The sequence below is a fragment of the Acidovorax sp. Root275 genome (genome assembly GCF_001428965.1).
In the GTDB taxonomy this organism is placed as follows: Bacteria; Pseudomonadota; Gammaproteobacteria; order Burkholderiales; family Burkholderiaceae_C; genus Acidovorax; species Acidovorax radicis.
The window spans coordinates 1,027,892-1,047,023 of record NZ_LMJH01000001.1; the positions used below are offsets into that span (position 1 = coordinate 1,027,892).

Below are 19,132 nucleotides of genomic sequence, written 5' to 3' on the forward strand. Positions count from 1 at the left end.
CTTAAGGCCCCCGGCCCCTCGTTCTTCTATGCCCCGCACCCGGCGAAACTGGCGCGGCATAAGCCAGTGCACCCGTGGAACCGGCTTGGCAGGGCCACCGGGTGCGTCCCCCTCCCGCGCAGCGAGAGAGGGGGCAGGCGCCAAAGGCGACTCAGGGGGAGTCACGCCAATCCGGCGCCCGCCTTGCGCAGCTCGGCAATCTGCGGCGCCTTGGGCAGCCACAGCTTGTCGAACTCCTGGATGATGCCGTCGGGGTTGAAGGACGACGCCGTCTTGAAGGCGATGGACGTGCCCTTGAACTTTTCGATGAGGCCGGCTTCGGTGGTCACGATGTCGTTGATCTGCGCATCCAGCGACTGGGACACAAGCCTGCGGATGATCTCTTTGTCCTTGGCATCCAGCCCTTGCCAGATGCGGCCCGACACCAGTGGCGCAAACGGCATGAAGAGGGCGTTCATCTGCAGCAGCGTCTTGGCGACCTTGTCGAAACGCTGGTTCCAGGAGAACTCGATGTCCGCCTCCAGCCCATCGACCTGGCCGTTGCTCATCGCGTCAAACACCTGGGGCGTGGGGATGGGTGTGGGGGCAGCGCCCAGCATTTGATAGAAATCGCGGTACACGGGCGTGGGGTTGATGCGCAGCTTCATGCCCTTGATGTCGGTGGGCACGGCGATGTCCTTGGTGGAGAACACGGCGCGCATGCCGGTGATGCCCCAGCCCAGGCCAATGGTGCCAGTCTCGCGCGGCAACGCCTCCAGCAGCTTGGTGGCGGCCGGGTGCTTGACCAGCTTGGCCACGCTGGGCGTGGAGCGCACAAGATACGGCGCATTGATGGCCGCAATGCTGGAGACGCGCGAGCCCAGCTCTGCCGCCTGGATCCATCCCATGTCGAGCGCGCCCGACTGCAGCTGCTGCATCATCGCCGCCTCGTTGCCCAGCTGGCCCGAGTGGAAAACGGTGACGCTCAGGCGTCCGTCGGTTTCCTTCTTGAGCGCCTCGCCAAACTGCAGCGCGGCGCGGTTCCATGAGTGTCCTGCGGGCGTGATCAGGCCGAGGCGGAACTCCTTGGCATCGGCTGCGCGCACCAGCGCCGGAAAGCCCAGCCCCGTGACGGTGGCGGCGGCCACGGCGTGGCGCTGGATGAAATGGCGGCGGGTGACAGTGTGGGCGGGCGTGGTCGTCATGGTGATCTCCGGGTAGAAGGACGGTGGGAGGGTTGGGGCAGCGGGAGGGGAACGGGGTATGTGGCGCCGCAAAGGCGGGTTACTTGAGCAAGCCGAGCGACAGGCTGGGGAACAACGACAGCACCACCAGCGCCACGCAGCTGATGATGAAAAATGGCAGCGTGACGATGAACATCTTTCCGGGCTTGGCCCCGGTCACGGCGGACGCGACAAAGAAGCTCAGGCCCACCGGAGGCGTCATCAGCCCCAGCACCAGGTTGACCACCACCACCACGCCAAAGTGGCGCGGGTCGATGTGGTACACGTCGGTGGCAATGGGCAGCAGGATGGGCACGGTCATGATGAGCCCGGGGATGCCGTCGATGACGGTGCCGATGACCAGCAGGATCACGTTGAGCAGCAGCAAAAAGGTGACCGGGTCGTGCGCCACGGTCTGCACCCATGCGGCCACCATTTGTGGCACCTTGCCGTAGATCAGCAGCCACGAGAACACCGCAGCGGCCGCCACCAAAAACAGCACGATGGCCGAGTAGATGGCCGATCGCAGCAGGATGGCGGGCATGGCGCTGAAGCGGAACTCCTTGGTCACATAGCGGCCCACCAGGGCCGAGGACAGTGCGCCCACGGCAGCGGCTTCGGTGGGGTTGGCCAGGCCGCTCAGGATGGAGCCCACGATGACGATGGGAATCAGCAGCGTGGGGCTGGCCTGCACGATGGTGCGTGCGCGCTGGGCCAGCGTGCGCTTTTCGCTGCGGGGGTAGTCGTAGATGAAGCCCATGAGGGCGATCACGATGAAGAACATCAGCGTGAGCAGCACACCGGGCAGGATGCCCGCAATCAGCATGTCGCCCACAGCCACCTGGGCGAGTACGCTGAACACCACAAACATCACCGAGGGCGGGATGATCGGCCCCAGCATGCCGCCATACACCGTGAGGCCGGCCGCAAAGGTCTTGTCATAGCCCTGCTTGACCATCTCGGGCACCATGACCTGCGACATGATGGCCACCTGCGCGGTGGCCGAGCCAATGATGGAAGACACCAGCATGTTGGCCAGGATGTTCACGTAGGCGAGGCCCCCCTTGACCGAGCCGATGAAGGCCATCGACAGGTCCACCAGCCGGCGCGTGATGCCGCCGCTGTTCATGATCTCGCCGATCAGGATGAACAGCGGAATGGCGATGAGGCCGTAGCTGTCGACCCCGCCAAACATCTGCATGGGGAACGACTGGAACAGCACCGGGCTGCCGATGCTGAGGATGTACACCGCACCCGACAGGCACAGGCACACCCCAATGGGCACACCCACCAACAAGGCGGCGAGGAAGAACAGGGTGGTGATCATGGTGGGGCTCCGGGCGGGTGGTGCGGGTGTGGCGGAGGGTCAGTTCACGGCGTCGGCGTTGACCACGTCAAAGCCTGCGTGCTTCACGCGCTCCGCAGCGCCCAGGTCTTCGAGCAGGTTGGCCAGCGCATGCACGCTGAAGGTGGCCGAGAAGACTGGCAGGATCAGCTGCAGCACCCAGGTGGGCCAGTTCAGTGTCTGGGTGCGCTCGGTGTAGATGAAGTTGAAGCTGTCGGCCGCAAACTCCTTGGCGTCAAATCCGTAGCGCGCAATGCCGATGGGGTCCATCCACACCCAGCACATCACCAGCATGGCCAGGCCAAACAGCAGCACCCCAGATGTAGCGACCACCTTGGCCACCTTGGCACCCCGGGGGCCCATCTGGTCTGTGAGCATGCCCACGGCAAAGTCCATGCGCAGGCGCGTCATGACCGAGGCGCCCACAAATGTCAGCCAGACCACGGTGTACACCGCCGCCTCGTCAATCCAATAGATTGGCATGCCGGAGTAGCGTGTGACCACGTTGAGCAGGATCAACAGCACCAGCAGGGTCATCAGTGCGGTAAGCAGGTGCCGCTCGACGCGCAATACCTGCGTGGACAACGCCAGCACCCAGCGGACGGGGGCGGGCGGCGATGGAGCTTGCGAGGCTGGTGGACTGGTGAGCGTGGGCATGGTGTGGTTTCGGGGGGAGGGCTTGCCGATGGAAGAAGCAATCGCGTGTTGTTTAATATCTAACAAATATATTTAAAAGCAAAATAGATGCCTGCGGGGTGCGGGTAAGCCCTGAAAAGGATGGCGTGGGAAAACTGGCGGTGCGCCCGTCAGCCCGAGGGCGTGACGGGCTCGCTGGTGGGCGCGGGTGTGCACGCGGCCAGCGTGCCAATGCGCGCGGGCGCCAGCAGGTGTCGTGGGGGCATGGGCATCCAGCCAAACAGGTGCTGCGTGGCCGCGCCGCAGATGCGGCCCTGGCAGGCGCCCATGCCGCAGCGGGTGTGGAGCTTGGCATCGATCCAGCCGTCGCGATCGGCCAATGCAGCGTAGGGCACGTCTTCGCAGCGGCATACCAGGGTGTCGGGCCGTGCCAGTGTCTTGAGTGCCCCGTTCAGTGCGAACGAGGCCTGCAGCGCCTGCGCAAAGTCCTCCCAGCGCGCCAGCTGGGGGCGCAGCGCCTGGGCCTGTTGCACCTGTCCTGCCGCAGCATGGCCTGCCATCGCGCCCTGAACCAGTGCACGTTCGCTGCCGCCAAAGCCGGTGGCTTCACCTGCGGCGAACACACCGGGCACGCTGGTGCGCATGTGGGCATCGACAGCCAGGCCCTGGCCACCGCTCAGCGGCCCGCCCAGTGCGCAGCCCAGCATCTGCCCCAGGTGGGTGTTGGGCACCAGCCCGAACCCGCAGGCCACGCGGTCGCAGGCCATGGTTTCTTCGGCGTGTTGGCCTTTGCGCAGCCTCACTGTTTGCACCTGCGTGGTGCCTTGGACTTCCAGCACATGGCTGCTGGCGCGCAACTGCGGGTGAAGCAGCGTGAGAGCTTGCAACGCCTTGGCAGGCCAGCGCGGCAGTTGCGCTGCAAAGCCAGCGAGCGCGCTCCACGGCGCCTGCTCCGCCACGCGCACCACGGTGGCACCCGCTTTGTTGGCGGTGGCGGCAGCGGCCAGCAGCAGAGGGCCTGTGCCTGCAATGACGATGCGCTGGCCGCGCACGTCGAGCCCTGCCTTGATGAGGGCCTGCAAGGCGCCCGCACCCGTCACACCGGGCAACGTCCAGCCCGGAAAGGGCAGCAACAGCTCGCGGGCTCCGGTGCACAGCACGATGCGGTGGCTGTGCTGCGTCCAGCCCCGGTCTGCGTCTTCCAGCAGCAGGGCCGGGGCCTTGTCGCCGGGTTGGGAATCACCCAGGCCCACCACGCGGGTGCCAGGCAGCAGGCGGATGTTGGTGTGCCGGGCCAGCGCCGCGCGGTGCTGTTGCGCCAGGGCGGGCAAGACCACCTGGGGGCCAGCGCGCCAGATCTGCCCACCGGGTTGCGGGTTGTCATCCACGATGGTGATCGATGCACCGCTGGGAGCAGCAGCCACGGCTGCGGCCAAACCGGCAGGGCCTGCGCCGATGATGAGGATGTCGCAGCGCTCGTGCGCCGAGTGTTGCTCGGTCATGGCGTTGCGCTCCCAGGGGCTGTACCGACATCGGTGTGAATTTGCATGCCCTCGACGCAGACCGTCTGGCACGCCAGGCGTGTGCGGCCGTGGATGCGGACCCTGCATTCGTGGCACACCCCCATGCCACACAGCGGTGCCCGCGCCGCGCCGGTGACCGAGGTGCGTGTGGTGCCGGGTGTTTGCTGCGCCAGCGCGGCGGCGACGCTGGTCCCTACGGGCACCTGGAGGAACGTGCCATTCACCACGATGTGCACCAGGGCGGGTGTTCTGGATGCGGTCATGGTGCGCTCAGGCCCGCAAAGCGGGCAGGTGCAAAGGGCGTGGGGTCGATCGCCGGGGTGCCCCCTGCGATCTGGGCCGCCAGCAACTGCGCGGTGGCCGGGGCGGTGGTCACCCCCAGTCCTTCATGTCCCACGGCCAGCCACAGGTGCGGGTGTTCGGGGTGCGCGCCAATCAGCGGCAGGCTGTCTGGCGTGGCGGCGCGAAAGCCGGTCCAGGTGCGGATGGCGTTGAGTTCGGCCAGGCCTGGCAGGTAGTCGAGTGCCCGTTGCAGCATGCGCGCCATCACGGCGTTGTTGACGGCGGGGTCGGTGGTGTCGAACTCGCGCGATGAGCCGATCAGCAACTGCCCTGTGGGCCGGGGCTGCACGTTGAAGGCCACCGAGGTACCGTCGCTGTGCTGCGCGCTGGTGATGTAGCCCAGCTCCACCAGCTGGTGGTGCACGGTGCCCGGGTAGCGGTCGGTGATGACGAGGTGGCCCTTTTTGGGGCGCAGCGGCAGGCCGGGGCACAGCTGTGGGGCGTGGATGCCGCTGGCCAGCACAATGGCGCCTGCGCTGCGCTGGCTTCCATCGCGCAGGGTGACGGTGTGGCCGTCGATCTGCATCGCTTCAGCCTGCTCCAACACAAGGTGTCCGTGGGCTGCGGCCTGGTCCAGCAGCCACTGGGCTGCGCGCGGGGCGTAGACCACGCTGTCCCCCTGCACCTTGAGCGCACCCGCCAGACCGGGGCGCAGTGCGGGTTCTGCGTGGGACAGGGCGGCCGCGTCGAGCATGTCGCAGGCGATTCCGTGTGCTTGCAGGGTGCTGCGTTTGTCATGGGCCGCCTGCAGCTCTGCATCGTTGGTGGCCAGCCAGAGCGTGCCGCAGGGCGTGAACGCACAGCCCGCATCCATGTGGGGTGCCCAGGTGTGCCAGAGGTCCAGCGACGTCTGGCTCAGCGCCAGCTCGGCAGGGTTGTCATCCATCACCACCAGATGGCCCATGCCCGCCGCCGTGGCACCGCCGAGGCGCGCATCGATGACGCGGACCGACAGCCCTGCCAACACCAGCGCATGGGCGCAGGCGGCACCCACGATGCCAGCGCCAATCACAAGGACATCGGTGTGTTGCATGGGGCGCGGGTGCAGCAGGGTCGGGTTAAAGCCGGATGCCCCAGCCAAAGGGGTCCTTGTCTTCAATCAGCAAAGTAGCGTCGGCGCTCATGTGCGCGCGGCCCCGCAAGGTGGGGATGACCTTGCCATCGTCCTGCAGCGTGTAGCTGGCCTCGAACTGGCTGCCGATGATGCTGGCCTGGCGCCAGAGTGCGCCCGGTGCGAGCTTGCCGTCAGCCGCCAGGCAGGCCACCTTGGCGCTGGTGCCCGTGCCACAGGGCGAGCGGTCATAGGCCTTGCCGGGACACAGCACATAGTTACGGCTGTCGGCCTGGTCGTCGTCGGCAAACAACTCGATGTGGTCAATCTCGCCGCCGTTGTCGCCCCGAATGCCCTGGTCTTTGAGGGCTTGCTGCACGGCGCAGCTATAGCCCATCAACGCCTCCAGGTTGTCGCTGGCTACGCGCTGGCCGTGGTCAGAGATCAGGAAGAACCAGTTGCCGCCCCAGGCCACATCACCCACCACACGGCCGTAGCCGGGCACCTCGATGGCCAATGCGTGGTGCAGCCGGTAGGCGGGCACGTTGCGCACGCTGACCGATCCATCGGCGTGCAGGGTGGTGGTGACGGTGCCCACGGGTGTCTCGATGCGGTGCTCACCGGGCGTGATGCGGCCCAGGTAGGCGAGCGATGCGATCAGCCCGATGGTGCCGTGGCCACACATGCCCAGGTAGCCGCTGTTGTTGAAGAAGATCACACCCGCCGTGTTGGCAGGGTCTTGTGGCACACACAGAAGGGCCCCCACCACCACATCGCTGCCACGCGGCTCCAGCACGGTGGCGGCCCGCCAGGCGTCGTGGCGCTCGGCCAGCAGCGTGCGCCGCTCGGCCATAGTGCCAGTGCCCAGGTCCGGAAAACCATCGATGACAAGCCGGGTCGGCTCGCCGCCGGTGTGGGAGTCGATCACGTGGATGCGTTGCATGGTGCTCTGGTGGTGGTGGAGTAGGGCGCTCAGTGTCTCAGGCGACAGACTGGTATTTTGTAGGGCGCGTGGCCAGGGCCTTGCGCACCACACTCTCGACAAATGCGCGTTCCTCGCCCACCAAGGGCAGGCGCGGGCGGCGCATGTGTTCGGTGCCCACACCCACCAGTGCGTCGATGAGCTTGAGGTTTTGCACCAGCTTGTTGGATACATCCAGGTGCAGCATGGGCGTCATCCACTGGTACAGCGGCAACGCCTCGGCAAATTTGCCCGCCTTCATCAGGTCGTACAGCGCCACGGTTTCGCGCGGGAAGGCGCAGCCCACGCCGGCCAGCAGGCCGTCGCAGCCCAGGGCCAGGCCTTCGTAGGCCAGGTCGTCCACGCCCAAAAAGAGCTGGTAGCGGTCGCCCACGGTGTTGCGCAGGTCGGTGATGCGGCGGATGTCGCCGGTGCTTTCCTTGATGGCGGCGATCCACTCGCAGTCGGCCAGCTCCACCATGTGCTCGGGTTTCAGGTCCACGCGGTAGGCCACGGGGTTGTTGTAGACCATCAGCGGGCGCTGGGCGGCGCCCGCCATGGCGCGCACGTTGGCCATGGCCTCGCGGGCATCGGCCACGTAGATCACCGAGGGCATGACCATGTAGCCGGCCACGCCCAGCTTGTTGCCACCGTCGATGTAGCGCAGAGCATCGCGGGTGCTGGTTTCAGACACATTGGCCAGCACGGGCACGCGGCCATCGGCAGCTTCGAGCGCAATCTTGGCGACCTGCAGTTTTTCTTCCAGGCTGAGCGTGCTGGCTTCACCCAGCGACCCGCAAGTGACCAGCCCATGGATGCCGTTGCGGATCTGGAAGTCGATGTGGCGGGCCGTGCCTTCGGCGTCGATGGACTCGTCGGCGTGGAACTTGGTGGTGATGGCGGGGAAGATGCCTTGCCAGCGGGGTTGTGGGTTCACGAGGGGCTCCTTGGGTCGGTGGGTGGGTTGCAGTTATTAATATATTAACAAGATATTTAAAGTGCGCAAGCGGATTTTTCAGCATTCGTTGGCGCGTGGATCGGGGCGTCCATCCCCGTCCTGTCTCGCTCCCGCCACGGACCACCAGACTGCAAACCTATAATGAAAGGTTGGTCCCCATAGGGGCAGCGACAGGCAACGCGCAGGCGCGGGTCCTGCGGCCTGCCTGCTCCGTGCAACCACTCCATAACACCATGAGCACTCCCACTTTTTCTGTCGCTGACATCCGCAAGTCCTTCCTGGACTTCTTCGTCTCCAAGGGCCACACCGTGGTGCCGTCGAGTCCCCTGGTGCCGGGCAACGACCCCACGCTGATGTTCACCAACTCGGGCATGGTGCAGTTCAAGGACGTGTTCCTGGGCACCGACAAGCGCCCCTACAACCGGGCGGTGTCCGTGCAAGCCTGTCTGCGGGCCGGCGGCAAGCACAACGATCTGGAAAACGTGGGCTACACGGCGCGCCACCACACCTTCTTCGAGATGCTGGGCAACTGGTCGTTTGGCGACTACTTCAAGCGCGAGTCGCTCAAGTGGGCCTGGGAGCTGCTGACCGAGGTCTACAAGCTGCCGCCCGAGCGTCTGCTGGCCACGGTCTACCAGGAAGACGACGAGGCCTACGACATCTGGACCAAGGAGATCGGCCTGCCGCCCGAGCGCGTAATCCGCATCGGCGACAACAAGGGCGGCCGCTACAAGTCCGACAACTTCTGGATGATGGCCGACACCGGCCCCTGCGGCCCGTGCAGCGAAATTTTCTATGACCACGGCGACCACATCGCTGGTGGTCCGCCCGGCAGCCCCGATGAAGACGGCGACCGCTTCATCGAGATCTGGAACAACGTGTTCATGCAATTCAACATGGACGAAACCGGCGCCGTGACCCCGCTGCCCGCGCCCTGCGTGGACACCGGCATGGGCCTGGAGCGCCTGGCCGCCATCCTGCAGCACGTGCACAGCAACTATGAGATCGACCTGTTCGATGCGCTGATCAAGGCCGCAGGCCGCGAGACCGGCGTGGCCGACCTGAACCACAAGAGCCTGCGCGTGATCGCCGACCACATCCGCGCCACCGCCTTCCTGGTGAGCGACGGCGTGATCCCCAGCAACGAAGGCCGCGGCTATGTGCAGCGCCGCATCGTGCGCCGCGCCATCCGCCACGGCTACAAGCTGGGCAAGAAGACGCCGTTCTTCCACAAGCTGGTGGCCGACCTGGTGCGTGTGATGGGCGATGCCTACCCGTCCCTGCGCGAGCAGGAACAGCGCATCACCGAAGTGCTGAAGGTGGAAGAAGAGCGCTTCTTTGAAACGCTGGCCAATGGCATGGAAATCCTGGACGCCACCCTGGACGGCGGCGCCAAGGTGCTGCCCGGCGATGTGGCGTTCAAACTGCACGACACCTACGGCTTCCCGCTCGACCTGACCAACGACGTGTGCCGCGAACGCGACGTCGAGGTGGACGAGGCCGGTTTCAAGACCGCCATGGAAAAGCAGAAGGCCCAGGCCCGCGCAGCCGGCAAGTTCAAGATGGACAAGGCGCTGGAGTACACCGGTGCAGCCAACGCGTTCACCGGCTATGAAAATCTGGCTGAGACTGCAAAAATCATAGCTATCTACGTAGATGGGACAAGCGCTGCAGCCCTAAAGGCTGGTCAAAACGGTGTGGTGGTGCTGGACACCACCCCGTTCTACGCCGAAAGCGGCGGCCAGGTAGGTGACGAAGGCACCATCACCAGTGGCTCCGCCCGCTTTGCAGTGGGCGACACGCTCAAGATCAAGGCCGATGTGTTCGGCCACCACGGCACGCTGGAAGAGGGCACGCTGAACGTGGGCGACACGGTGCAGGCCCAGGTGAACACCGCCGTGCGCGCAGCCACCGTGCGCAACCACTCGGTCACGCACATCATGCACAAGGCGCTGCGCGAAGTGCTGGGCAGCCATGTGCAGCAAAAGGGCAGCCTGGTGAATGCCGATCGCACGCGTTTTGACTTCACGCACAACGGCGCCGTCACCGCGGCTGAGATCCGCGAGATCGAGCACCGCGTCAACGAAGAAATCCTGGCCAACCAGCCCACGCAGGCCCGCGTGATGGACATCGAATCGGCCCAGAAAACCGGCGCCATGATGCTGTTTGGCGAGAAGTACGGCGAAACCGTGCGTGTGCTCGACATCGGCACCAGCCGCGAACTGTGCGGTGGCACCCACGTGCAACGCACGGGCGACATCGGCCTGTTCAAAGTGGTGGGCGAGGGCGGCGTGGCTGCGGGCATCCGCCGCATCGAGGCCGTGACGGGCGCGAACGCACTGGCTTATCTGCAGAACCTGGAAGACACCGTGAACCAGGCCGCCAGCACCCTCAAGGCGCCGGTGGCTGAACTCAATGGCCGCATCAGCCAGGCGCTGGACAATGCCCGCGCGCTCGAAAAGGAAGTGGCGGCCCTGAAGGGCAAGCTGGCCTCCAATCGGGGCGATGAGCTGGTGAACCAGGCCGTGGATGTGAAGGGCCTGAAGGTCCTGGCCGCCGCGCTGCCTGGCGCCGACGCCAAGACACTGCGCGACACCATGGACAAGCTCAAGGACAAGCTCAAGACCGCTGCCATCGTGCTGGCCGCCGTGGACGGCGACAAGGTGCAGATCGCTGCAGGCGTCACCGCCGACAGCGTGGGCAAGGTCAAGGCCGGCGAACTGGTCAACTTTGTGGCCCAGCAAGTGGGCGGCAAGGGCGGCGGCAAGCCCGACATGGCCATGGCCGGCGGCACCGATGCCTCCAAGCTGCCAGCGGCGCTGGCCTCGGTGACGGGCTGGGTCACGCAACAACTGGGCTGATCCCCGAACGTAAACACGTTCGGGTCGTCACAGGGTCACAGTGGCGCAGGCCGCTGTGGTGTGACTGATGTGCTGGTGGCCTTGTCTGCCAAAAAGGGGATGACGGAAAACCGGCTTTCCCCCTACATTCAAGCGCATGGACCCCCTGCGCGAAAGCCCGCAAGAGCCGGTGCCTGCCCATGGCACCCGGCCGAGCTCGTCTGATCCGGGGGCTGCCGAGTTGCCCTGGTGGCGGCGCATCACCGTTCCGTTCGAAGTGGTGATTGCGTCGGTGGTGGTGTCTGCCATGCTGCTGCTTACGGTGCTGCTGGTGTACCAGGTGGGCACCGGCGCCCGGCAGGCCATCATCGCCGCGTCGGACGACAGTGCGCAGCACATCAGCCTGTTGATCAGCGAACGGGTGCACCACATCGTGGACCCGGCGGATGCCACGATCCGGTTGCTGGCGTTTGATCCCATTGCTTCGGCCACCACCCTCCCGGCGCGGCTGCGTCGCCTGCCGGTGTTTGTGCGTCTGCTGGAGCAGAACCCGTTGCTGTCGGCGGTCTTCATCGGCTATTCCGATGGTCAGTTTTTGCTCATGCGCCCGCTGCGCAACGCCGCGCTCCGTGCGCGGCTGGAGGCGCCTGCGGAGGCTGCGTTCCTGGTGCAATCGATGGCGCGCGAGCGCAGCGCGGCGGGGCCAGCAGGCCTGGTCGGACGGTGGAACTACTACGACGCACAACTGCACCTGCTCGATTCCGCCGTGCGCCCCGGCTACCGATATGACCCCCGGTCCCGCCCCTGGTATGCCGAGGCAGCCGAAAAGAACGCGCAGGTCCTCACCGCACCCTATGTGTTCTTCACCACGCAGGAGGTGGGCATCACGCTGAGCCAGCCCAGCGAGGACGGCCGCGCCGTGATCGGCCTGGATGTGGCGCTCACCGACCTGGGCCGGGAGATTGGCGAGCTGCGGCTGATGCCGCGCACCGAGATCGCCGTGGTGGACCAGGACCAGCGCGTGCTGGCCTACCCGGACATGTCCCGCGTGCTGGTGCGTGATGGCAACCAGCCCAGCCTCAAGCTGCGCACGCTCGATGGCCTGGGGGTGCCCAGCCTGCAGGCCCTGCGCAGTTTCGGGGTGAAGGAGGGGCCTTCGCGCCGCTTTGTGGCGGGTGGCGAGGAGTGGCTGGCCAAGGTCATGCCACTCAAGTCGCAGCGCTGGGAGGGGCTGCACATCCTGATGGCCATCCCCACCCGGGAGCTGCTGGCGGACGTGAACGAAAACCTGCAGCGCCAGGTGTGGCTGTCCCTGGGGCTCATCGCGCTGATGCTGCCCTTTGGCTGGCTGGCCGGGAGGCGTGTGGGGCGCAGCCTGTCGGGGTTGGCCACGCAGGCGCAGGCGTTGGCGCGGTTTGATTTTCGGCGGCCTGCGCAACGCCGCATGTCGCCGGTCCGCGAGGTGCGTGCGCTGGGCCAGGTGATGGACCGCATGTCCGACACCATCCAGGAGTTCCTGCACATCACGCACCACATCAGCGCCGAGTCGCGCATGGATCTCATGCTGTCGAGCGTGCTCTACGAACTGGTGCGCGCCACCAGCTGCACTGGCGGTGCGGTGTACCTGGTGGAGGCGCAGCGCGCGGGCCTGCTGCGCACGGCGCGGTACTGCGAAGACCCCGAGCAGCAGTCGCGCTACGCGGAGCACCTGCCCATGGTGTTTTTCATCAACCCTGCCGAGCCGCAGGACGGCGACCGGCATGAAGACGACGACCAGACCACCCCCCAGCGCGTGCTGCGCGTGCAGTTGCGCACGCGCGACGGCCAGCCGCTGGGCCTGCTGGTGCTCCGTTACCGTGCGGACCAGCAGCAGGACGATGTCCACTTTCGGGCGTTTGTCGAGAAGCTCTCGGGCACGCTGTCGGTGGCCATCGAGACGCGCAGCCTGATCGAAGGGCAAAAGAAGCTGTTCGACGCCGTCATCCGTCTGCTGGCCGACGCGATCGACGCCAAGAGTCCCTACACCGGCGGGCACTGCGAGCGGGTGCCCAAGCTGGCGGAGTCCCTGATGCAGCGCATGTGCGAGGCCGAGGAGGGGCCGTTTGCCCCGGTGGCCATGACCGATGCCGAGCGCTATGAATTCCGCCTGGGCGCCTGGCTGCACGACTGCGGCAAGGTCACCAGCCCTGAGCACATCATCGACAAGGCCACCAAGCTGGAGGCGCTCTACAACCGCATCCACGAGGTGCGCATGCGCTTTGAAGTGCTGTGGCGCGATGCGGAGCTGGACTACTGGAAGCAGTACGTGTCCGGCGTGGACCCGGTGCGGCTGCAGCGTGAGCTTTTGCAGCGGCGCGACCGGCTGCAGGAAGAGTTTGCCTTCGTGGCCCGCAGCAATGTGGGTGGCGAATTCATGGCAGATGCCGACATCCAGCGGCTGACCACCATCGGGCGGCAGGTGTGGCAGCGGCATTTTGACGACCGGCTGGGCCTGTCGGCGGCCGAGAAGATGCGGCTGGCCCCCGTGCCGGTGCGCCCCTTGCCCGCCAACGAACCCCTGCTGGCGGACCGGCCAGAGCACATCGTGCGCTGGGGTGCCCGCAAGCCGCCCGTGGAGGTCGGCAACCCGGCCAATCTCTGGGGTTTTGACATGGTGCTGCCCCCGCAGGAAGCCCACCTGGGCGAGTTGCACAACCTTTCGATCCAGCGCGGGACCCTCACCGCAGAAGACCGTTTCAAGATCAACGACCACATTGTTCAGACCATCGTCATGCTCAGCGGCCTGCCGTTCCCGCCGCATCTGGCGCGGGTGCCGTCGATTGCGGGCTCGCACCACGAAAAGCTGGACGGCACAGGCTATCCCCGGCGCCTGAAGGCTTCGGAGCTGACGCTGGCAGACCGCGTGATGACGCTGGCCGATATCTTCGAGGCGCTGACGGCGTCAGACCGGCCCTACAAGCCGCCCAAGACACTGTCCGAATCGCTCAAGATCATGGGCCACATGGTGCGAGAGCGCCACATCGATGCTGAGGTGTTCCGCTTCTTCCTGTGCAGCGGGGTCTGGCGGGAGTATGCGGAGCAGTTTCTGCCGGCTGCGCAGCGGGATGCGGTGGACGTGGAGGCGATCCTGACGTCGATGAACTGATGCGCTGAAAGCGGGCAGTGGCGCCTGTTTCGTGCCTGTTTCGATGCGGGCGCCGCAGTCAGGCGGGGGCGTTCAGAACAGCTCGACGTCGTCGTTGGCCACTTTGGCGGCCAGTTGCCCGCTGGCCACCAGGTCGTCATAAAAACAGACCTGATTGCGGCCGTGTTCCTTGGCGTAGTAAAGCGCCTGGTCGGCCTGGCCCAGAATCTCCACGGGTGAGCCTCGGTTGGTGCTGACAAAGCCCAGGCTGACGGTGACCTGGCCGACCTGCGGAAAGTGGTATTCCTGCACCGCAAGCCGGAAGCGGTTGAACACCCGGTGCGCCGTGCTCAGTGTGGTGGAGCGCAGCAGCACCACAAATTCTTCGCCGCCAAAGCGGAAGATGCGGTCGTGGCTGCGGAACGAGCTGCGCAGGATGTTGGCAATCAGGATCAGCACTTCGTCGCCATACAGATGGCCGAAGCGGTCGTTGACCAGCTTGAAGTGGTCGATGTCCACCACGGCCAGCCATTGCTGCACCGGCTCCCCGGGCAGCGAGCCCTCTTCGGGGGCGATCGATTCGGTCACGGTGCCCGAGCGGCCACTGGCCAGACCGTTCAGCGCGTGGCGCGAGAACTGTTCGTCGAAGGTCTTGCGGTTGAACAGGCCCGTGAGGGCGTCGCGTTCGCTGTAGTCGAGCAGGCTCTGGTAGTTCTGGTAAACCTGAAACACGCCCTTGAGCACTTCCAGCTTGTGCGCCGAGAAAGAGCGGGACTGCGTGATCTCCAGGCAGGTGTTGACCTTGTCATGCATCCACACCGGCAGCCAGAGCACATGGCGGCCCCGGCGGGGCGATGCCAGGGCACTGTCGCCGTGGTTGGCAATGCAATCGCGCAGGGCGGGGTATTTGTCCAGTGTCTCGCGGCGGGGGTCTGCGGCGGCTTCAGAATCGGTGGACACCAGTTGCCCGTCCTCAACCCAGCTGCGGGGGCGCACATGGGGCACGCCACCGTCGGTGAACAGCTCCAGCGCACGCACTTCAACAATGCTGCTGAGCGTTTGCAGCGTGGACAGCACCGACACCTCCAACCGCAAGTGGTCGCGGTGGCCAGTCATTTCGACCAGGTTCTGGAGAATGGGCTTCATTGGGGTGTACGGTGGAGCAGTGGGGGCTGGTTGTCAATGTCGTCGTAGGAACACAACGTCCCACACGCCGTGTCCCAGCCGCAGGCCACGGTTCTCGAACTTGGTCAGGGGCCGGTAGTCGGGCTGTGGGGCAAAGCCTGTGGCGGTGTTCTGCAGCAGGGGTTCGGCGCCCAGCACCTGCAGCATCTGCTCGGCATAGGGCTGCCAGTCGGTGGCGCAGTGCAGGTAGCCGCCGGGCTTGAGGCGGGCGGCCAGCTTGGCCACCAGGGGGGACTGGATCAGGCGGCGCTTGTTGTGTTTGGTCTTGTGCCAGGGGTCGGGGAAGAAGATGTGCACACCATCGAGGCTGCCCTCGGGCAGCATGTGGTCGATCACCTCCACGGCATCGTGCTGCAGGATGCGGATGTTGGCCAGCTCCTGCTCGCCAATGCGTTTGAGCAGCGCGCCCACGCCGGGCTCATGCACCTCACAGCACAGGAAGTTGTCACCAGGGCGCACGCGGGCGATGTGGGCCGTGGCCTCGCCCATGCCAAAGCCGATTTCAAGAATCAGCGGGGCCGTGCGGCCAAAGGCAGCGGTGGCGTCGAGCGGCGCGGGCACATAGGGCAGCACGAAGCGGGGGCCCAGGTCTTCAAAGGCCTTGGCCTGGCCGGTGGTGGTGCGGCCAGCACGGCGCACGAAGCTCTTGATGGTTTTGGGATGGGTCACGCCAGCGGGAGCCCCGCCAGGTGTGGTCGCGGAGGCTGCAGCGGGCACAGCGGTGGGGGCAGAAGCGGTGGTCAGTTCGGTCACGGTGCGCCATTGTAGTTTCGTCGCCACGCTGCGACCCACAGGGTTAGCGCGTCCGAGATGCAACGAATGTGTGGATTTGGCTGTGGTGGCAGGCCCAGCACCTGCGCGGCGCTGGCCAGGGCCTGCAGCGGGTCGGCCAGGTCCAGCGCGCGTGCGCCGTTCTGCTTGGAGAGTTTTTCGCCGTTGTCGCCACATACCAGCGGCGTGTGCAGGTAGCGGGGCGTGGGCACGCCCAGGGCCTGCTGCAGCAGGATCTGGCGCGGGGTGTTGTCTGCCAGGTCTTCGCCGCGCACCACGTCGGTGATGCCCTGGTCGGCGTCGTCCACCACCACCGCCAACTGATAGGCCCAGAGCCCGTCGGCCCGGCGCAGGATGAAATCCCCCACGGTCTGCGTGACATCCTGGTGTTGTTCGCCCAGTCGGCGGTCGTGCCATTGCAGCAGGTGATTTGCTACTGTATTTGTAGCTGATGGCGCATTTCTATCAAGCGCCAGAGCCTGTTTTTGCTTGAAATCTGTGGCGTTGAACCGCCACGAACGTCCGGCGCGGCCCTGCAGCCCCTGGCGGCAGGTACCCGGGTAGGGCAGTGCTGCATGGCGCTCGCGGGTGTGGCCCTGCGCGGCATGGGCGTCTTCGATGTCCTTGCGCGAGCAGGCGCAGGGGTAGGCGTGGCCCTGGGCCACCAATTGGTCCAGGGCCCGCTGGTAGAGCGGGCTGCGGGCGGATTGCCATTGGGTAGGGGCGTCGGGCACCAGGCCGCAGGTGGCCAGCTGCTGCAGGATGAATTCGCCTGCACCCGGCACGCAGCGCGGCGCGTCCACATCTTCCATGCGCACGAGCCATTGCCCTTGCTGGGCCCGTGCGTCCAGCCAGCTGGCCAGCGCCGCCACCAGTGAGCCCGCGTGCAGCGGACCCGTGGGGGAGGGCGCGAACCGTCCGATGTAGCGGGCCCCGGTGGCCGCGCCGGCCTCCGTCATGCCACGGCGAGTGCCAGTTCGAGTCCCGACACGAAGGCATCTTCCACCCGGTGGCCCAGGCACCAGTCGCCACAGGCGCCCAGGCCCATGGTGGCGTCCCACAGGTGGCTCTTGCCCAGTGGGTGGGTGGTCTGCGCATAGCGCCAGCGGCGCGTGTCGGCATGCGCGGGGGTGGCGCGGATGCCCGTGACTTCGGCAAAGGCCTTGATGAGCTTGGCCTGCACGCGGGCTTCGTCGTCTTCCAGGTGTTCGGCCGACCAGGCAGGGCTGGCCTGCACCGTCCAGCGCTCCACGACGTTGCGGCCGGGCTTGGACGACTCGCGCGCCAGCCAGGCAATGCGGTGGTGCGTGCTGCGCGCGGCGTTCCACTGCGGACCCAGCGTGGTCAGGCCGGGGCGCACTGCGTGCGGGTAGGCCAGCATGAGCGTCCAGCAAGGGGCAATGGCCACCTTGGAGAGGGCATCGGTCAACGGGGTGTCCACTGCGGAGCTGGCCAGCAGGGCCTGTGCGGGCACCGAAGGCTGGGCCAGCAACACCGCGTCGAACCCGGCATAGACACGCTGGGCACCCGCAGGTCCCTCGGTGCGCAGTTGCCAGCCGGGGGCATTCAGGGAATCAGGCTCGATGGCCGTGACACGGGTGTGGGTGATGAGCTGGCCGGCCTGCAGCAGCGGCTCGGCCCAGGCGCCCACGAGGGACTGCATGCCCGGGCTGGCCACCCAGTGCGCTTCGCGGTGGGGCAGGCCCGCGGCAGCCACACGCCCTGCGGCGTCGAGCACCTGCACGGAATTGGCGCTCCAGCGCTTGCAGATGCCGGGCACGGTGTCGATGGCGCGGGCAAAGCGCGGGTCGCGCACGGTGAAGTACTGGGCGCCAGCGTCAAAGTTGCCAAAAGGGGAGTCGATGGTGGCGGTGCGGCCGCCGGCCTGGGAGGATTTCTCGAACACCGTCACGCGGTGCCCGGCCTGCACCAGGGTGCGTGCGCAGGCTATGCCAGCCACGCCGGCGCCGATGATGGCGAAATGGCGCTGGGGCTTGCCGGAGCGCGCGGTGGGTGCCGCAGGGGCTGCAGGCATGGGGGCGCTGTTGCGTCGGAGCCGTTTGGCGGGAAGAGGATCAGGTTTGCTCATGGAAGGCCTTTCGGTGACGGTCGGCAAGTGAAATGCAATGCAAAACCAACAGGAACCACTCTACACGCGCCACAGCGTGCGGGCGCGTGCGCTGGGTCAGAAATGATGGTGGTTTTCCAGCAGAGCGCGGCGAGTGGCCGGGCTTTGCAGCTGGTTGAGCCACCACTGCAGTGCCCGCCCCGGTGCGGTGAAGCCGGGACCGCCCCAGGCGTAGTTCACGCGCACATTGCGGTCAGGGCGGGCCACGCGGCGGGCCACCAGCCGGCCTGCTTCGACATAGGGGCGCACCATGGGCTCGGGCAGAAAGCCGCCGCCCAGGCCGCGCAGCTGCACACGCACCTTGGCCTGCATGGTGTCCACGGTCAGCACGTCCTGCCCGCCGAGCAGGCCCATCGTGGCGCCACCGCGCGTGGCCGAATCGGCCACGGCCACGGCACGGTGCTGCAGCAGCATGGCATCGGTGATGGGCTCGGGCGCCGAGGCCAGGGGATGGTGGGGTGCCACCACATAGATGAACAGCAGGTCGCCCAGGGGCGCCTGCTGCAGGCCGGCCACACTGGCGCCAATCACCGATACGCCGATAGCCAGGTCGGCCCGGCCCGAGGTCAGCGCCTCCAGCGTGCCGGTCATGATGCCATCGCGCAGCTTCAGCCGCGTGGGGGGCGCCATGGCATAGAACGCGTCCACCAGTTCCAGCATGGTATGGGGCGAGACCGCGCCATCGACCGAAATGGTGAGCTGGGGCTCCCAGCCCGTGGCCACGCGGCGCACACGATGGGCCACGGCATCAATCTCCTGCAGCAGCCGCACGCCCTCGCGCAGCAGCTCCGCACCGGCTTCGGTGGGCTTGGCCTGGCGTGCACTGCGGTCGAACAGCAGCACATCCAGCGCATCTTCGATCTGGCGCACGCGGTAGGTGAGGGCGCTGGGCACCAGACCCAGTTGCCGGGCGGCGGCGGCAAAGCTGCCCGCCTCCGCAATCACCTGCAGCATGGTCAGCGCATCGGGGGTGAGGACATCGCGTGCGTTTTGCATGGTGGCGCCATGTTAGTTCAGATTATTTGAACATTGCCATCAATTCATCAGCCCCCGCGCAGCACCCTGC

General features: G+C 66.4%; 15 protein-coding genes. 2 read left to right on the forward strand and 13 right to left on the reverse strand.

All coding sequences use genetic code 11. From position 1 onward, the window contains the following. Positions 1 to 161: 161 nt before the first annotated feature. The 8 genes from ASE52_RS04680 to ASE52_RS04715 form a co-directional block, all read right to left on the reverse strand. Positions 162 to 1,184 (reverse strand): TRAP transporter substrate-binding protein, encoded by a 1,023-nt coding sequence (locus ASE52_RS04680; RefSeq protein WP_057224160.1) that lies wholly within the window; start codon positions 1,182 to 1,184, stop codon positions 162 to 164. Positions 1,185 to 1,263: 79 nt separating this feature from the next. After that, positions 1,264 to 2,529: a TRAP transporter large permease gene (locus tag ASE52_RS04685; protein ID WP_057224162.1), complete on the reverse strand. Its 1,266-nt coding sequence runs from the start codon at positions 2,527 to 2,529 to the stop codon at positions 1,264 to 1,266. Positions 2,530 to 2,568: 39 nt separating this feature from the next. Continuing rightward, positions 2,569 to 3,204 (reverse strand): TRAP transporter small permease, encoded by a 636-nt coding sequence (locus ASE52_RS04690; protein WP_057224165.1) that lies wholly within the window; start codon positions 3,202 to 3,204, stop codon positions 2,569 to 2,571. Positions 3,205 to 3,353: 149 nt separating this feature from the next. Beyond that, positions 3,354 to 4,685 (reverse strand): FAD/NAD(P)-binding oxidoreductase, encoded by a 1,332-nt coding sequence (locus tag ASE52_RS04695; RefSeq protein WP_057224166.1) that lies wholly within the window; start codon positions 4,683 to 4,685, stop codon positions 3,354 to 3,356. Then, positions 4,682 to 4,969 (reverse strand): 2Fe-2S iron-sulfur cluster-binding protein, encoded by a 288-nt coding sequence (locus ASE52_RS04700; RefSeq protein ID WP_057224168.1) that lies wholly within the window; start codon positions 4,967 to 4,969, stop codon positions 4,682 to 4,684. Before ASE52_RS04700 ends, ASE52_RS04695 begins: the two co-directional genes overlap by 4 nt. After that, the gene (locus ASE52_RS04705) at positions 4,966 to 6,081 is read right to left on the reverse strand and encodes an FAD-dependent oxidoreductase (RefSeq protein WP_057224169.1); all 1,116 of its coding nucleotides are present in this window, start codon (positions 6,079 to 6,081) and stop codon (positions 4,966 to 4,968) included. Before ASE52_RS04705 ends, ASE52_RS04700 begins: the two co-directional genes overlap by 4 nt. Positions 6,082 to 6,106: 25 nt before the next feature. Beyond that, positions 6,107 to 7,042 carry a 4-hydroxyproline epimerase gene (locus ASE52_RS04710; RefSeq protein WP_057224171.1) on the reverse strand — a complete coding sequence of 312 codons (936 nt, stop codon included), beginning with the start codon at positions 7,040 to 7,042 and terminating at the stop codon, positions 6,107 to 6,109. Positions 7,043 to 7,079: 37 nt separating this feature from the next. Continuing rightward, positions 7,080 to 7,997: a dihydrodipicolinate synthase family protein gene (locus ASE52_RS04715; protein ID WP_057224174.1), complete on the reverse strand. Its 918-nt coding sequence runs from the start codon at positions 7,995 to 7,997 to the stop codon at positions 7,080 to 7,082. 254 nt (positions 7,998 to 8,251) lie between these two features. Between ASE52_RS04715 and alaS the strand changes: the two genes are divergently transcribed. Continuing rightward, the gene (alaS, locus tag ASE52_RS04720) at positions 8,252 to 10,879 is read left to right on the forward strand and encodes an alanine--tRNA ligase (RefSeq protein ID WP_057224176.1); all 2,628 of its coding nucleotides are present in this window, start codon (positions 8,252 to 8,254) and stop codon (positions 10,877 to 10,879) included. A 136-nt stretch (positions 10,880 to 11,015) separates the two neighbouring features. After that, positions 11,016 to 14,003: an HD domain-containing phosphohydrolase gene (locus tag ASE52_RS04725; protein WP_057224178.1), complete on the forward strand. Its 2,988-nt coding sequence runs from the start codon at positions 11,016 to 11,018 to the stop codon at positions 14,001 to 14,003. Between the two features lie 72 nt (positions 14,004 to 14,075). Here ASE52_RS04725 and ASE52_RS04730 read toward each other — a convergent pair whose 3' ends face one another. The 5 genes from ASE52_RS04730 to ASE52_RS04750 all read right to left on the reverse strand — a co-directional run bounded on the left by ASE52_RS04730 (position 14,076) and on the right by ASE52_RS04750 (position 19,062). Continuing rightward, the gene (locus ASE52_RS04730; RefSeq protein WP_010458550.1) at positions 14,076 to 15,128 is read right to left on the reverse strand and encodes a GGDEF domain-containing protein; all 1,053 of its coding nucleotides are present in this window, start codon (positions 15,126 to 15,128) and stop codon (positions 14,076 to 14,078) included. Between the two features lie 33 nt (positions 15,129 to 15,161). Further along, positions 15,162 to 15,911, reverse strand: a complete 750-nt coding sequence (trmB, locus tag ASE52_RS04735) for a tRNA (guanosine(46)-N7)-methyltransferase TrmB (protein WP_241776949.1) — start codon at positions 15,909 to 15,911, stop codon at positions 15,162 to 15,164. 5 nt (positions 15,912 to 15,916) lie between these two features. After that, the gene (gluQRS, locus tag ASE52_RS04740) at positions 15,917 to 16,897 is read right to left on the reverse strand and encodes a tRNA glutamyl-Q(34) synthetase GluQRS (protein ID WP_057224182.1); all 981 of its coding nucleotides are present in this window, start codon (positions 16,895 to 16,897) and stop codon (positions 15,917 to 15,919) included. Further along, entirely contained in the window at positions 16,894 to 18,027 is a 1,134-nt protein-coding gene (locus tag ASE52_RS04745; RefSeq protein ID WP_029412973.1) for an FAD-dependent oxidoreductase, read from the reverse strand. Before ASE52_RS04745 ends, gluQRS begins: the two co-directional genes overlap by 4 nt. A gap of 96 nt (positions 18,028 to 18,123) precedes the next feature. After that, complete coding sequence (locus ASE52_RS04750) at positions 18,124 to 19,062, reverse strand: LysR family transcriptional regulator (RefSeq protein ID WP_010458546.1); 939 nt, start codon at positions 19,060 to 19,062, stop codon at positions 18,124 to 18,126. Between the last annotated feature and the right edge of the window lie 70 nt (positions 19,063 to 19,132).